Genomic DNA, 15,858 nt, shown 5'->3' on the forward strand with positions numbered 1-15,858 from the left:
CTTGAAACTTGAGACTTTTTTAAAAAGTAAAAACCCGCCACCGGGTTAGGGTTTGGCGGGGTTTTTACTCATCTTCATTTTTCCAAACTTGATCTAAAGTATGTACATTATCTCGACTAACTACTAATAAAGTCGGTTCGCTCAAACTATTTAATAAAGTGTTTTTTAATTTTATATCTTCATTCTTTTTGAGCATAACAACTGTTGCCAGCACTTTTTTAATATCATCATTTAAAACCTTGTCTATAGTTCTATCAATGTTTAACCCTGCATTAAAATTATTACAACCTTCTAATATTTTACTCTGAATCAATTTTCTCACTGCCTTGATAGAACCCTTGTATTTATTCATCAATGCCAACAATTCAAACCCGACACCCGTTGAATGACTCTTGCTAAACTCATAATAATTTTCACCCTCTATTTTTTCAGGATGCTCAAACTCATCCCAAAACTTTTTAGATAAAAATGATTTGCTAACCTCTGCTAACTTACCTTCATTAGTCTCAAAATTTCTCAACTGTGATTCATTCAAGAATAAAAATTGTGAACGGCTGATTAACTTCATCATCTTGAATATTTTGAGAGAGAATCCCATAGGATGCACAATTCTCTCGACTTCTTTTAAGTATTGTATTGCTTTTTGTGTACCATCACTAAATTTTAAAATACTGTTTTCCGAATAGATTAATGGTAGAGTATAACCATTTATTAATGACTCTGAATACCACTGAATTAAATCATCATTGGCATGATAAGACCGCGCTTTTAAGTAGTCAATTTGATGAATGAAATCATACTCGACTTCATTTAGCAGGATGCTACATTCTCCCATACCTTTAATGTAATTACCTGAGTTAGAATTAATGTAAATTGTGAATAAATCTGTCTCAATTAACTCACCTGCTTTAGTTTCAAACTTCTCAGTTTTTAATTCATAATCAAACTTTTGAATCAGATGATGATTAATATCTACCTGATAAAATTTACTCATATGTTTTTTAAATTCATCATTAATCCACAATTGTCTATTTTCAGGAAGAGTCAATTCTGACTTAATATTTTTATTATACTTAAAAAGATATTCAGGATTGACTTTTAAAATATCTCTGAAAGTTAGACCAATAGGTATGTTATCCCACGGGAAACCTGTTCCGTCTGTGATAGGTGCAAACCCGTTTAGGCTATAAGTCATCATCCACGCACCTACACGCGCTTGTGCTGTAATTTGATTAGAAGACATTAGATTATTAGTAGCAAGATAGAGGCAAGCTAACACCCCATAACCGCTGTTTTGAAATAACTTCAAAACTTCTTGCACGGGGTTTTTTTCTTTTTTGTATTTATTTCTATTCTCTTTTAAATCTGTCCAGATTGCACCGATATCAAAGCGTAGTGCCACATTACTTTTATAGTTTTGTGAAGTGTGAGAGTTAATTTCTTTATCAAAATCAAACTTTTGTAAAATCGGTTCATCGGGTAAACTAGCGCGCTTTTTTTCTAACTCATCAAGACTATCTACAATCAACTCTGGTGCAAAGTAAACCAGTGCATTAACATCTAAATCTAAATACTCTTCTACCCATTTATCAGGCAGTAAGGCGATAGCTTCTAAAATATCAAAGTTAACTAACCCGAACTTAACCTCTTTTAATAACAGTGTTGAGACTGCTAATTTTTTACCTACCTTATCATTATTAAATCCGCCCAACACTTTCTTATTATCATTAATTCCGTATCTTGAAGGATTGCTAGCTACCATTACCGATGATTGAATATCAGTATTGAATGGGATGATTTCAGGGTTTTTTAACTTTTTTGGAATGAATCTTAAATCAGATAAAATTAGAGTGTTAACTACTTTCTCAAAATTGCCTGATACTCGAACAAACCAACCATCATTAGGAATATTTTTTTGTTTTATAAATGCTGCGACTTCTCTTAATTTTGGTTTATTTTTGTACTTAAAGGTAACGACTTTTGGTTCTCCTAAATAAATCTTCAAATTAGACATCGCTGTAGCGTAGCAGGATTGTTGGTCTAAATCTCCAAAATTACCTTGTAGATAGGGGTATTCTGACATTCTACTAAATAACAATCCCCCGACAGTCAAAAAAGGTTGATAGCCAAAATCATTTAATTCAATCTCCTGCAAATTATCAATTCTAGTTAACTTCATTTGATTCTTAATGATAGATTCATTTAATTTATACTCTTTAGAATCAGATGATTGATTAAAATTTTTACTAATTAAATTCACTATGAATTTTGATACATTAGCACCAGTTGTATCGCTAATTTCAACATCTTCTAAGTCAAAATTACTTCTTAATAAGTGCAATAACTCTCGTTGTGTTTCATCTAAGCCATGAGTTGTAAATAGGTCAACAGTTAGGTAATTGATAAAATCATCAACTAAATTTTCTCTGAGTAGACTCATATTTTCCATAATCTCATTCTTTTTTACCCCTAATTTTACAGCAATATTATCGGTTTTTATGTCAATTTTTCTTGATGCAACACCAAAAATCTTGGCTTGATTATCTAACCCCTTTTGTCTAGGGGGGAAGCGGTGCATATATTCTCTGAGAGATATTTTAACCTCTATTAACTTATTATCAATATCAAGGTACATACATTTATTATCGTTACCCCCCATTAACTTTAATACTCTATATTGACTAATTCTTGCGGTTTTAAGAAGCCATTCTTGATGATTAACCCCCCATATTTTAAATAAGTCTGCGTGTTGAAAAAAGAATCCTAACTCGACATCAAGGGATTCAGGTTTAATGATTAATGAAGAATTTTTATCTTTACTATTACGTTTATAAATGATGTTATTATCAGTGAGATTGTAGGAGTCAAAAAAGTTTGAAAAACAACCCTCTTTTAAAGCTGTTTCATAGGCTCTTTTAGGGTTTTTTTCACCGTCAAAAATACTTGATTCTAAATCACCTAATTGTAGTAATAAATCATCTAAATAATCAGGAACGTTTGATTTTATTCCTACAATATCCAAAGTATCTATAATAGGGTGAAAGTCAGGCGTTAACTCGTCATAAAGCCATACAAACCCTTTATTTTCTGCTAGTTGTGGGCAATATAGACCGATACCATCCACTATCATTTTAGATTTTTGGGTGAATTCGGTATCTGGAATAATAGTTAATTTTGGTATTTTTAAAATATACTCTAAATCAAGCTTGGGAGCTATCAAATTTGTATTCACACCGTCGCAGATATAAGGCATTGTGCTTGAGAGTTAAGTGAATATAGATGATTAACGGGGCTTTTATACCCCGTTAATCTTTTTGTACTATTTAGCAGGTAGTGGTTTAATTGACTTAATATCAATCACTGACAACCCTTTACGCTTGATTGATTTGTTCATTTTGAACTGGATTTTTTGACCCCGTAAAGCTTCTAAATCAAGCTCTGACTCTTCTAATTTTGCCTTGTCTAGCTCAGACAACTTTTTAGCATCGAGTACCCCCATATTGAGTAAAAAACGGGTTAACCGATTATAGTCGGTAGTATCATCCCCTTCATTCTCAAACTTTTCTGAGTTAATATTTTGACCAGTCCAGAAGCGTAGTAAGGTTTGTTTTTTCGTGCCTTCTACAGCAATTAAAAACTCGAACTGGGATGCGTATGTAACCTCTTTCTTACCCTCTTTCTCAGTGTGTTCGTCAATCTCATTGATATCAATGATTTCACCCATAGTGTAACCATTATCATCTGCGACAATTTTGTTAGCGATTTTGGCTTTTAAAGGCATGGTTTTGACTTCGTTAATGGTTTTGGATTGTTTAGGATTTTATGGTGCAAAAGGGAGTTAGTATAGAGAGAATCAGTTTTTTGCTTATTGGCTAGAAAGTGATTTTTATACCGCGCTTTTTCTCCTATGTATTTAAGTGCGGTTTCAATATCGTCAACAGCCAAATTTTCTAATTCCCAATCTCTCATGGCTTTTATCCCTTTTTTGTGCCATAATTAAATTATAGCCTATAAACGTAAATTACGGCTGTTTGTAACAAAACTTAACAATCAAGGTTAAATGAGTAATTATGCTTACCCAACAATTTTTTACCCGTAGTCAGTTGGCAAAAATTTTAAATTTTAAGAGTGACAGCTATATTAAAGATTTAGAGAAAAAAGGTTTTATCACTCCTCAAATAAAACCCTCTAAATATACATTTAATCAAGTTTTATTTATGATGATTTGTAAAGAAATAATTGATTTTACAAATTTAAGTTGGAAATATTTTATAGATGTGAATTTTAACGATATATTGCATTTCAATATAATTGATTATAATTTATTCTGTTTATTAAATATCAAAGGTAGTAAGAAAATAGATATCGAATTAAAGAATGATGATGTACTGGCAAAAGATTTAAATAATTACTTAGATAGTAATTTATTAAAATTACCTGAATTAAAAGGATTTGAACTTACATCTACTCTTTATGTTTGCGATAATAAAGATTATTATTTATTAACATTATCTATTGATAGAATGTATCGAAGATTGTGCAATAAATGTATCGAGTTGAAGATTGATTTAAAGGAAAAAGATATTCTTTTAAATCAATATCAGACATCACTTAATTCTAATTTTACTCTCACTATTAAATCGCCTGATTCACAAAAGGTATCTAACTCTCTATCTGTTTAAATATTCATATTCGATAATTACACAATAACACAACATTGGTGCGGGGTTTGAAGTTGATCTAACCCGTACCAATGTTTACTAAAAATTCAATACCTCATAACGCTCAATAATAAAGGTTTGAGCGTTTTTTTATATTTTATTCTGTTACCGTTTCTTCATCAGCTTCTAAAACTATTAAATCGCCGGGTTGACACTTTAGAACTCTACAAAACTTTTCTAAGGTCTTGAAAGGAATACTCTTCATTTTGCCGTGTTCATACTGTTGAAGATTTGAAACCGACATCTCACAAAGCACTGCAACCTTACCCTGAGATAAGTTTCTAATTGCTCGCATTTCTTTAAGTCTGATAATCACTTTTGTATCCTCAATTAATTTAGCCATCACATTAATTACACCACAACACTTAGTTAACTGTCATCAGTATATCAATCAGTATCCCTTATCAAATACCCGATAATGTATAACCAAGTATCATCTAGTTAGATAACACATAACCAAGTATTGTCGGTATACTAGAGAGGTAAGCCCAACAGAGGATACCTCGGATGATTAGACCGACTAAGCCCAAAGCAGAGAAAGCGCCGAAAGCGCCACGCACCAGCATCGGAGCCAAAGCAGCGCAAGTAGCAACCGCCACCGCTAACAGCCTCGGAACCATAACAGACACCGTAGGAGCGGTAGCAGGGGCATTAACGACGGGACGCGCTCAATCCGCAGGTGCTGCGATCGACTTGCAGCAAGCGACAGCTACAGCACCCCGTACCCAACGATCGGAAATTATCAAGGAAACTGACTTCTACGGGGGCATCACACTTCCTGAGATGGATTTTAACGGCATGATGCCCGGTGACTTACTCAATCCTTCAATTGCCAACACTGCAACAGAAGAGCAATTAACCACAGGCTTAGAGACTTATGCAGGTGGAATTCGCGCTCAGAAACTTTACCAAGCTGGCTTCAAGTACATCTCTGAACTTGGAAAAACAAAGCAAGAGTTTCACAAAGCACAAGCGTCAATCATCAAAGCTAGTACCGAAGGCATAAAAGTACAGCAAGAGATTGTTCGCTTTGACCGCCAAAATATCGAGCTAGAAATTGATTTAGTCAAGCTTGAACAGTCGAGCGAGAAACTCAATCAAGAAGGCATCAAGCTGACTGGTATGCAGAAAGAGACAACACAAATCAGTCGCAAGATTGAAGCGATGGAATTGAAAAGAGAGGCTGAGATTAAAGCTGTAGAAGTTCAAACCATGATGATTACCCAAAAATACTTAGACGAGTCAATGAACTAATTTCTTTCAATCGTAAAAACTCACCACCCAAACTAAAACCATGAACAATCCTAAAACCAAAAACGTACTCTCAATGATTTGTTTTTCAGTCATCGGCACAGTTATCATCACCCTACCTATGCGGATGCTTTTAGACAGTCAGCAGCCTGTACTCGAATTCGATTCAACTGGCGAAACCTTAACAATCACTCAATAATCCGACGGTGCATCTACCATTAATCAACCCTTACCCCACTTAAAAATAATGACTACTCAATACAACCGCATCAGTCTCAAATATCAAATCATCACCGTAGTGGTGGCAGTCGGTTCTGCTATTGTTCTGTTTGTCCCTTACAAGAATTTTAAACCGTTTAAATCTTTTGCCAGTTACTTGATGACAGCTAGTATCGTTTCATTTATCACTACACGTCATACGATGCGAGACGTGTTGGATGAAGCTGAAAAAATCGAGGGTGAACACCGCGACAACACCGACAAACTCAATCGAAAAATCATCAAAATCACTGATGAGAAGTCGGAGTTAGAAAATAAAATCATCAGTCTAAACGGTGAAATCGATACTCTAAAGTTTGACGCTTCTGAACAGTTAGATGAACTTCAAACCTGTCAGAAAGCGCTGAGAGGTACGCTCAACTTTAATGCTGAATCAGCACACAAAATAGTTGAGGATTGTTATCGAGTAGCTATGAGAAAGTGCATCGGACACATTGACGCTTTGCACCGTAACTATCCAGAATGTGCGAGTGAGTTGGACGCTATAAAGTTGGAGATTGAAGCTAAAAAAGTACGATTCACAGACAAACTATCCGACTACCAACAAATCTACAGTTTGGAGGAATTGATAGACGGCGGTTTAGAGTTGCAAGAATTGATGATATGCCAGTGCATTGATTTGAGATGTAAAGCGCAATCGGTTATCATCTCTTATCTGTCGGATGATATCTCTCACCTGACTGAAATAACTAAAGACGCTGTACCGTTTCCTGAGTTTGAGGGTTATCTCGAAAACATTAAAGAATCAGCGACAATTAAAATCACTGAGGAACAAGAGAAAAGAAGAGGTGATTTAAAAGCGATGGCTGAGGAATTCACAGTGTTAGTGGAAAACCACAAAGACCGCTATGTTAACGATGTCAATGAAGCTATCGCAACCGCAAAACTCGCAGTGCAACAGTTAGAAGTCTCACGCTTTGAATTGCAGGAAGCTTTAGAAAGACTAGAGGAAACTAAGAAACCTTTACAGTTTTCCGGCGCTTCTTCCTTTGCTGTGATGGCTAATTCAGTGTCTATTTACTACTACAATCGCTACAGATTTTTACTAGATTCCTTAGACTGGCAAGAAACAGAAACAGGATTCAAAGTAATTTTTTCAATCCGTCGTAACCCTGGTTTGATTGAATCAGAAATCAGCGCTGACAACTCGCTAGAACAGGTTGCAGCGTTCACTAACGCACTGCACGGAACTGAACCTAAATGGGAATTCAACCGCCAATTTAGTCAGGTTTATTTAACAGTCACTCACCGCCGTGTTGTCAAACTCAAAAATGAATTACCGCGCGGGGTGCGAACTGCTGACAAGTTTTTACAAACTGTTAAGAATTGGAAACGGGTCAGAATTACAGGAGGTTCTGAGTCTGGCAAAAGTCCAACCGCTGAAAACCTTGTTTGCGCTTTAACAACGATGCACGATGGTCTTTGTGACTTCTATGACCCGATGTTCGACTCTGTTAAAAATTACCGCACGATACCCGCAGTCGGACGTTCTCATGCTGATTCAATCAAAGGGTTGAAAGAGTACCAATCACGGATGGAAGCGATGCCTAGTGAGAGGTTTTATATTGCATGGTTCGATGAGATTGACACAACGCTTGACGAAAATCCTAAATCTGCCAGCGACTTAAAAGCGGTGCTTAAGCAGTCCTCACACAAAAACTCAGGGTTAATCATCACAGGTCAAAATGCTAACGTCCGCAACCTTAAAGGAGGGTTTGACCGATCCGATATGAATAACTTTGTTTGTTTGCATATCGGTGACAACTACCGTGACGCGGTGGCTAACTCTCACCTGAGTGAGTCTGAAAAGTCGAACCTGATGAAGACGGGGGATGCACTGACAGACTACTGTGCAGTCAAAAACGATGAAGACGGTCTAGACCATACTGACCCCAGTGCTTACCGTTTTGCACTGGTACTAGAACCCAACAAAAAAGGATATTTCATGATTCTCCCTGAGTTTGGGGAGTACGTCTGGCAAGAGCCGACCGATGCGACCGACACTGATGAAGCGACCGACGCGACCGACGCGCTACCTAGTGTGACTGTCAGCAAGCAAACCCCCAACTGTCCACAGTGCGGTACTGAATCCAAGCGTCACGGATTTTTAAAAACAAGTGAGGCTCGACAACAGCGCTATCGGTGCAAAAATCCTGACTGCTTACACACTTTCATCTGAGTGTATACACTTGCGATTTGTATATACACAATAAATTGATAAGAAATAAACCATAGTTTCTATTAGTTTATCCCTCTACAAATCGTCAAGAATTTTTAGGTAGTTAGACTGTTGCTGACTGTTGCTGACCAACAAACCAGCAACACACCAGCAACAGTCAGCAACAACTCATCAGTGGGAAGTGTTACAGATAAAGGATTTTATTTTTGTTGCTGACTGTTGTTTTTTCGGTTGCTTTGGACATAGTAGGGTTTTGACTTTTAGCAACAGTTAGCAACAGTCAGCAACAGAAAACCTACTAATACTAATAGCTTCCCCTACCGCCCCGCCACAAATTCAATCCAGAACATAGCTTTCAAATCTCTCGAATACCTCTCACGTCAACAGTTCAAATCAAGTTCACAATTCACAGAGTGTATACACTCAGGAGTCAAAAATGAAACTCGACACCATCCAAAACACCACCAACGGCAACACCGCACCAACCGCAACCGCTACAGCCCCCAAAAAGCCCAAAACTGTCACAGTGCCAGAACTGATTCTAGACGGCGGTTCCTCTCGCACCAAATACTATCTCGAAAAAATCACAGGTTCCTATCAGTCAGTCTGTCGCAAGTTCACTAAAGCACAGGAACTCCCTACCGGGTACTTAGGAGTGTTTAAAATCGGTGAAAACGGCTATGCAGTAGGTGATTCAGCACTATCTCTGTCTGGTGGTGACTTAGAGGAAGGGTACGCCAATGACAACAAAATCAAGCTGTTGAATGCGTGGATTATCGGCGCTTTGTGCGTTCATCCGACCTTTTTATTCAAACGCATCAAGAAAGCTAAGAAGGATGAAACCATCAAAATAGACCTTAAAATCGCTCTCCTGTCGCTATCCTCACACCGTAAAAAGGAGATTGAAAAAGCCTTCACAAACCTCAGATTTGAGTTCGATGAACACTTATTTGAGATTAACGTAGTCAGCTACAACCTTTACCCTGAAGGGTACGGCGCTGCGTGTGCAGCCAAAAAGCACATCAAAGAACTGGGTACAAAGGATGTTCGCTTTCACGTTCTAGACTTGGGCGGTGGCACTCTCACCCACACACCATATAGCAATCAGAACGGTGTACCCCGCGCTAGCAATCAGAACAGTGTCTCAGGTGCTGGTGTGATTAGCATTACTGAGTTTTTCGCGAAGGAAGCCTCAAAGGGTGACACGGGCGGTAACATCTACCACTTCTCACGGCTCAAAGACGCGCTCGAAAGTAGCACGGTGTCAGAGTCGGGAGAGTACAGTGCAGAGATTGTTTTAGGCGACACAGAGCGCGACCTAGGCGATCGCCTCAAATCAGGGCTTGAAGCTTGGAGCCGTGAAATCATCGGAGTGCGTGAACTGTTGCGAGATGTAAAGCAGATTTTACGCAAGGGTGAGAGGGTGTACTTGACCGGGGGCGGGTTCAAGGTTGCAGCGGTGCAAGCATTCATCACCAGCTATTTAGGCAGTGAGTTGGTGACTACCTTGCCAGACCCCGACACGGTGAACATCACCGGGCTTGACTGACTAAAGCCACCCCGATCAAGTCGGCAGTTCATCGTTACCGAGTCGATCGCCCCGCTAGTGTCAGAACTCGCTGCACAGAGAGGTCTAACCGACTGGGAGATGATGAACGCACTACTTGAAGACGGTCTAGAGCGCTACTCAGACGCTCTGCTGTGTAGGGGAGGAATCTGAGATTAAGCACACACCACATTTAAGGATAGAAACCAATGGCTAAGCAATATGACTTACCCCACGAATATGAGATACCCGTAGTTGATGAACTCGCTATCTGTATCGCTTTGATAGTTGGTGCAAAATATCGCGCTCAAAAACACATCTCTAACCCCTTTACAGATACATCGTGGCTAGATGAACCCGAACAAGGGTTGATGGATACTGCCAGCGATGCCTTAGACACTGCTGTGCAAGCGCTTGAAGCCGTGCGACAGGCTATCGCTAAGCCACCATCACCCTAGCAAAACAGCGATCGAGCGGTACACCACAGCACCGCTCGCACCCGCCCCGCCACTGATAAGCAAAATTAGATATCTATGATAAATGTATAAGATATATCAATGATAATATCATTGACAATATCATTGATATCGTAGATAATAGGAATATCAACACACAGGAAGCCCACAGGAAGCGAAAAAGATGACAATCCCTAAAAAACTCATAGCTGATGCTCAAAAATTTTTCAATCGCGTTAGCGTACTCACTGATAAAGATGAAATGATTGAAGAATGCGAGCAACTGTTAAAAAGTCTCAGAACTTTACACCCTCTACATACATTTAAAACCTACCTTACTGAATACCGCAAACCGTTTCTATCTTTCATTCATCCCATACCAGAATTAAATGAAACAAAACCCCCTTCAAAAGGTGGTATTCAATGTTTTGTAGTGTCACAGCTTGTTTTAACAGCAGAAGAGAAAGCTAAATTAAATGAAGTGAACAAAAAAAGTTCACGCGCCCGCGAAGGTTATGATGCAGACGGTGAAATCAGAGAGGTTGAACTACCCAAAACTGATATTGCGAAAATCATTGACATATCATGCGAGTGCTTATTATCAGACAATCCTCACATCATCGCAGCAGGTATTGTCAATCTCACAGGTTTGAGAGCTAACGAGCAAAATATGCCTCGATATGAGCATAAAGATTTAGGTATCATAGAGCGTCAAATGGTGGTTGTTGACGATTATGTAATCGGTTTTAAAGGTGTTAGTAAAAAGCGCAATGAGGAAGACGTACTAGCATTTTATGCACGTCCGACACTAGCACCCGCTAAGCTGATTGTTGATGCACATAACAAATACCTTTCATACCGTGCAGTACAAGCAATCAGCACTGATATCAACACCTATCAGAAAACATTTCAACAACAGTTTAAGAACGAATACAAAAAACTTTTCGGCAAGCTGTTCTCGACAATTGAAATGTTTGATGATGAAGGTGAATTGACAAAAGAGAACGGTACTCCCCACAAAGGACGCGCTTTTTATGCTTGTACTTTGAGAGCTATTCTTAAAGCAAAACGATTCGGTAGTAGTGCGATAAATACTTACGTTCAGTTATCTCTAGGTCATGATTCAATAGCTGAAACTATGAAATACCTCGGACGGTATGACGAATCACAATACATCAACCCCCTCAACATCAATTTGCCCACTAACATCACAGGACTTGGAAAAATGAATTACACACCTACAACCGTAGAAAATCAACTCGACAAAACCTTTAACCTCGAACAATTTATAGAAGGTTTAGACGTTGAAAATCAACTGAAAATCGCAGAGTTTTTGAACGATGGAATGGGTGAAACACAAGCGGTTCTCGCGTTATTCAACTATCAGGTAGTTAACAGAAAGTCTGTAAATGCAGATAATACAAAGTCTAATCTGCTACCAAGTAAAGAAACCGTAACTGATACTGTCGCTCAAATTGTTGAAGGGGTGATGCACTACAACCGACAAAATGCAGACGGTGGCATCGAAAAAATGGCTGTACCTACTTACGGGTTAATCAACAAAATTAGTGTTGAAAAGTACGGTAAACAAATAGCTAGCACTACCGTCAAAAACTACCTTGAGAAAAACGTCAATCAACTGAATAAAGAACTTGCCGAGATGGGTATACCCGCCGGGTTAGACAACACAGCGCACAATGGTAAATACCATCGCAAGACTACTAACGAATTAGTTGCTACAATAATAGAATTCATCTAACAACTAAACCTTATGAATTCTATCGGATGCGGGTGCAAGATATGTAAAGCAGGGTTAAGCGATACGGTTAACGAGATGATACAAGGTCAAATCGAACCGTTCGCCGTCCTCAAGTTCTTAGAAAATAAAGGCTGTAAGGTGTCTGACAAACTACTTAAAAAACATCTATCAGCCTTTACGATTCCATACCCTGAAGTCGATGTTAACGATTTTAAGACGGTATTAGAACCCGTCCCTAATAACTTAGTTGACATCGACTTTTCACAGTACAAAGTTGATTTAAGCAACACCGAAGTCACTCTCGAATTGTTGCAAAAAATCACTTTGAAGGTGTTTTTAAATCAAGCGAGAATCACAATTCAGGCACAGCAAAAAATGCTTGATGGACTTTCGCCAGATATGCCAAAAGACACAATGAGAAACTACGCAACAGCGCTCGATATGCTTGACAAAACATCTGCTATCTCAATGATGGTTAATCAACAGCAAGCTATCAAAACCGTTGAAGCTATGGGTTTAACAATACAATCCTCTGCGATACAAAATGTTCAAGATTAAACCGCATCAAGGTCAAGTTAAGAAATATTTCAACGCTTCAAACCTGAGAACTGTACCGCAAAAATGGGTTGATTTTGCACGGTTGACAACCATCAGAAGCGGTGGCGGTATGGTTACTTTTGACCCCTACTACTATCAGGAAATAATTTCTGATTTGATGGATGAATACAACAACATCGTCTGTGTTAAGTCGAGACAACTTGGCTTAACACAAATGATTGCTTGTAAGTTTTTGCACCGCGCTGCACTCAACCCCGCATACAGCGCGATCGCATTCTTGAGAAATCAGAATGACGTGAGTGCAATCAGTCGCAGAACAAAGCAGATGTTAATCGGGTTATCCGAGTACATCACGCCAGAGAATGACAATGTAGGATATCTAAAACTTAAGGGTTTAGGTGATATATATTACAAAAACTCATCACCCGAAGGTTCACGCTCGATTGATTCAGTGATAGATTTTCTGTTTGATGAGGCTGCATTTAGTGAAAATATCGAACAGATTTATGCAGCGTCTAGCCCGTCCTCTGCGATGTCAGGGGATAAGATAACAAAGTTGATTATCAGCACTCCTAGCGCTAAATCTGGCTGGTACTGGGATAAGGTAAATGCTGATAACGATGGTAGAGATATTGAAGAAATATGCAACAGAGTAGCAGCGGGTGATTTGTACAATGAAGTACCAGGTTTGTATTGGTTTGAGGACGCGCAAGGGACGCTTAAATTAATAGTTCATTGGAGCGCTCATCCCATCTACAAGTCAATACCAAACTATCTCGACTACAGATTAAAGCAGGACGGAACCGATACTGAAACTGTACTCAGAGAGTATGATTTAAAGTTTGTTGATAGCGCTGTATCAGTCTTTAACATCGAGTTAATCCGTGAGAATGCTATCGGTGCTTATGAGGACTTTAAAGAGGCTTATATCGAATATTATTGCGGTTTAGATACTTCCACTATGGGAAGTGACTACACCGTGTTCTCTGTTGTTAAATACGATGTGAGAAATAATATCTATTCGTTGGTTCACCTGTACAGGAGAAGGCAAGAAACCAGTCAAGCCCACATCTACCAGATTTCTAAATTGATTGAGTTTTATCAGCCTGTTTGTGTGGGAATTGAAACAACGGGCGGGGTAGGTAGGATTTATTTAGAGGAACTAAGTAAAACACATTATGGTACTGAATTCAAAGACATCAAAACGACTAGAGACACGAAAATAACTATGGTAGGTACTCTGAATTTAGCGTTAGAAAAGAGACAATTTATCTACCCTGAAAACTCTGTGCTGATTGAAGAGATGTTAAGTTATCGCCGTGTTGGTGCGAAGTTAGAGGCTGCAAGCGGTAAACATGATGACACGATAATGAGTGTATCTTTTGCCCTGACTGTGACACCGTTCTTACAGGGTGAACAAATATGCGGTACATTAATTGCTTGACAAACTGGTGATTATCATGAAACGTAAAACCGATTTTAAGGTAGTTTTATTTGATGAAAATAAACCACACACAACACAAGAATGGTGGATTTATTGGGTAAATAGGTATGCTCCAACATCTACAGGAAATACAGATATGCGAGATTTTATGAGAGATAAGATTGTAAAGAGATTAGTTACAGACATTGATTAGGCGGGAAACAAGTATTTTCCCGTCTAGAGTCTAGAACCGTTGAAAACATTACACAGGATTAAAATCAATGTCAGATACTTTATTTCAATTAGAAGGGTTTATCGAAGTAGACAGAGTGAGAGCGGTTAAGTGGGCGAGAAAACAACTCACTCTAGATAATTGGGCGATTCTAGATACTGAGACAACAGGTTTATACAATGCTGAAATAGTAGATATTGCAATAGTGTCTAACACTGGTAAACCGCTGTTAAATACACTGGTTAAACCAACATTGACCATACCTGCTAAAGCTGCAAGTATTCACGGCATAACCGATGATATGGTTGCCACCGCTCCAACATTCCCTGAGATATACCCGCAGATTGTAGAGGTTTGTAAAAGCAATCAAGTGTTAATTTATAACGCGGGTTTTGATATGAGTATTCTTGATTATTGTTGCAAGCTTCACAACTTGCCCAAGTTGAAATTTGATTTAAAATGTTTGATGCTTATTGCTGCTGAATGGTACGGTAATTGGAGTCATTACCATAAAAGTTATCGCTACCCAAAATTGCCTAATGGGAATCATAGAGCTATAGGTGACTGTTTGGCGGGGCTTCAATTAATCAAAAGGATGGCACTGGATACTGATGAGTTGAGAGTGTAGCGCGGTTATCGATTGAAAATTACAATCCGACCAAACAAGAGTAAAATCAACATAATCACAATCACCGTAAAAATAAATTCAATGATACCTATTCAAGTATCCCAAGCGCCAGTTATCACAGGTCAAATAGTAAGTGTTGGAGATGGTGACACCATCACTATTAAAACCAGTAACGGAAATATAACCGTGAGGTTAGCTTGTATTGATGCACCTGAAAGAAATCAATCAGGGGGTAAAGAAGCTGCACAAAGACTCACTGCTATTCTTCCAAAAGGTATGTCAGTTAAAGTCACCCCAGTAGATAAAGACCAATACGGACGCACAGTAGGAATCGTAGTTACAACCCAAAACATTAATCAACAACTTGTACAAGAGGGTTTAGCTTGGGTATATGAAGCGTACATTAACAAATGTCAAAACATCGCTACACCATTGCGTCAAGCTCAGAAAGTTGCAAAAGAAAAACGTGTTGGGTTATGGAGTCAATCAAACCCTTGCCCGCCGTGGGATTACAGAAAAAATCAATGTGTTACAGCGTCACCTGTACCCGTCCCTAATCAACAAAAGAAATGTGACCCAAGTTATCCAGATTTTTGCATTCCACCCGCCCCGCCTGATTTGAATTGTGGTGATATCCCTCAGCGTCGGTTTCGCGTTTTACAGCCTGACCCTCACAAATTTGACCGAGACAAAGATGGCATAGGATGCGAGAGCTAAAACGACATCAGGAAAGCTTAGTTTTCTGATGTACACCCCACAAACCTAATGAACCCGCTACCTAACCCAGTGGCGGGTTTTTGCTTTTTAAAAAACTCTCAGGTTTTCAC

15 protein-coding genes are annotated in these 15,858 nt (G+C 38.7%); 12 read left to right on the plus strand and 3 right to left on the minus strand.

The genetic code is table 11. The features are described 5' to 3' along the window. Nucleotides 1-64 precede the first annotated feature (64 nt). Nucleotides 65-3,232 carry a hypothetical protein gene (locus QUB70_RS27505; RefSeq protein WP_332984708.1) on the minus strand — a complete coding sequence of 1,056 codons (3,168 nt, stop codon included), beginning with the start codon at nucleotides 3,230-3,232 and terminating at the stop codon, nucleotides 65-67. Between the two features lie 87 nt (nucleotides 3,233-3,319). Further along, complete coding sequence (locus QUB70_RS27510; protein ID WP_332984710.1) at nucleotides 3,320-3,781, minus strand: hypothetical protein; 462 nt, start codon at nucleotides 3,779-3,781, stop codon at nucleotides 3,320-3,322. A gap of 289 nt (nucleotides 3,782-4,070) precedes the next feature. Between QUB70_RS27510 and QUB70_RS27515 the strand changes: the two genes are divergently transcribed. Beyond that, a complete protein-coding gene (locus QUB70_RS27515) occupies nucleotides 4,071-4,682 on the plus strand; it encodes a hypothetical protein (protein ID WP_332984711.1) in 612 nt (203 codons plus the stop codon). 136 nt (nucleotides 4,683-4,818) lie between these two features. On the opposite strand, the gene QUB70_RS27520 is transcribed toward QUB70_RS27515, so the two are convergent. After that, entirely contained in the window at nucleotides 4,819-5,064 is a 246-nt protein-coding gene (locus QUB70_RS27520; RefSeq protein WP_332984712.1) for a helix-turn-helix domain-containing protein, read from the minus strand. A gap of 164 nt (nucleotides 5,065-5,228) precedes the next feature. Between QUB70_RS27520 and QUB70_RS27525 the strand changes: the two genes are divergently transcribed. The 11 genes from QUB70_RS27525 (at nucleotide 5,229) to QUB70_RS27575 (ending at nucleotide 15,748) form a co-directional block, all read left to right on the plus strand. Beyond that, nucleotides 5,229-5,975, plus strand: coding sequence for a hypothetical protein (locus QUB70_RS27525; protein ID WP_332984713.1), 747 nt, complete (start codon nucleotides 5,229-5,231; stop codon nucleotides 5,973-5,975). A 40-nt stretch (nucleotides 5,976-6,015) separates the two neighbouring features. After that, nucleotides 6,016-6,171, plus strand: coding sequence for a hypothetical protein (locus QUB70_RS27530; protein ID WP_332984714.1), 156 nt, complete (start codon nucleotides 6,016-6,018; stop codon nucleotides 6,169-6,171). 48 nt (nucleotides 6,172-6,219) lie between these two features. Then, nucleotides 6,220-8,430 carry a hypothetical protein gene (locus tag QUB70_RS27535; protein WP_332984715.1) on the plus strand — a complete coding sequence of 737 codons (2,211 nt, stop codon included), beginning with the start codon at nucleotides 6,220-6,222 and terminating at the stop codon, nucleotides 8,428-8,430. 436 nt (nucleotides 8,431-8,866) lie between these two features. After that, complete coding sequence (locus QUB70_RS27540; protein WP_332984716.1) at nucleotides 8,867-9,979, plus strand: hypothetical protein; 1,113 nt, start codon at nucleotides 8,867-8,869, stop codon at nucleotides 9,977-9,979. A 206-nt stretch (nucleotides 9,980-10,185) separates the two neighbouring features. After that, nucleotides 10,186-10,434: a hypothetical protein gene (locus QUB70_RS27545; protein WP_332984717.1), complete on the plus strand. Its 249-nt coding sequence runs from the start codon at nucleotides 10,186-10,188 to the stop codon at nucleotides 10,432-10,434. A gap of 181 nt (nucleotides 10,435-10,615) precedes the next feature. Then, nucleotides 10,616-12,190, plus strand: coding sequence for a protelomerase family protein (locus tag QUB70_RS27550; RefSeq protein WP_332984718.1), 1,575 nt, complete (start codon nucleotides 10,616-10,618; stop codon nucleotides 12,188-12,190). 12 nt (nucleotides 12,191-12,202) lie between these two features. Beyond that, a complete protein-coding gene (locus tag QUB70_RS27555; protein WP_332984720.1) occupies nucleotides 12,203-12,748 on the plus strand; it encodes a hypothetical protein in 546 nt (181 codons plus the stop codon). Continuing rightward, nucleotides 12,735-14,192 carry a terminase large subunit domain-containing protein gene (locus tag QUB70_RS27560; RefSeq protein WP_332984721.1) on the plus strand — a complete coding sequence of 486 codons (1,458 nt, stop codon included), beginning with the start codon at nucleotides 12,735-12,737 and terminating at the stop codon, nucleotides 14,190-14,192. The genes QUB70_RS27555 and QUB70_RS27560 overlap by 14 nt, the downstream gene beginning before the upstream one ends. A gap of 16 nt (nucleotides 14,193-14,208) precedes the next feature. Then, nucleotides 14,209-14,385 (plus strand): hypothetical protein, encoded by a 177-nt coding sequence (locus QUB70_RS27565; RefSeq protein ID WP_332984723.1) that lies wholly within the window; start codon nucleotides 14,209-14,211, stop codon nucleotides 14,383-14,385. Between the two features lie 67 nt (nucleotides 14,386-14,452). Beyond that, nucleotides 14,453-15,031 (plus strand): 3'-5' exonuclease, encoded by a 579-nt coding sequence (locus QUB70_RS27570; RefSeq protein WP_332984724.1) that lies wholly within the window; start codon nucleotides 14,453-14,455, stop codon nucleotides 15,029-15,031. 12 nt (nucleotides 15,032-15,043) lie between these two features. Then, nucleotides 15,044-15,748, plus strand: coding sequence for a thermonuclease family protein (locus tag QUB70_RS27575; protein ID WP_332984725.1), 705 nt, complete (start codon nucleotides 15,044-15,046; stop codon nucleotides 15,746-15,748). Nucleotides 15,749-15,858 lie beyond the last annotated feature (110 nt).

Origin of the sequence: Microcoleus sp. A003_D6 (assembly GCF_036702825.1) — a bacterium.
In the GTDB taxonomy this organism is placed as follows: Bacteria; Cyanobacteriota; Cyanobacteriia; order Cyanobacteriales; family Microcoleaceae; genus Microcoleus.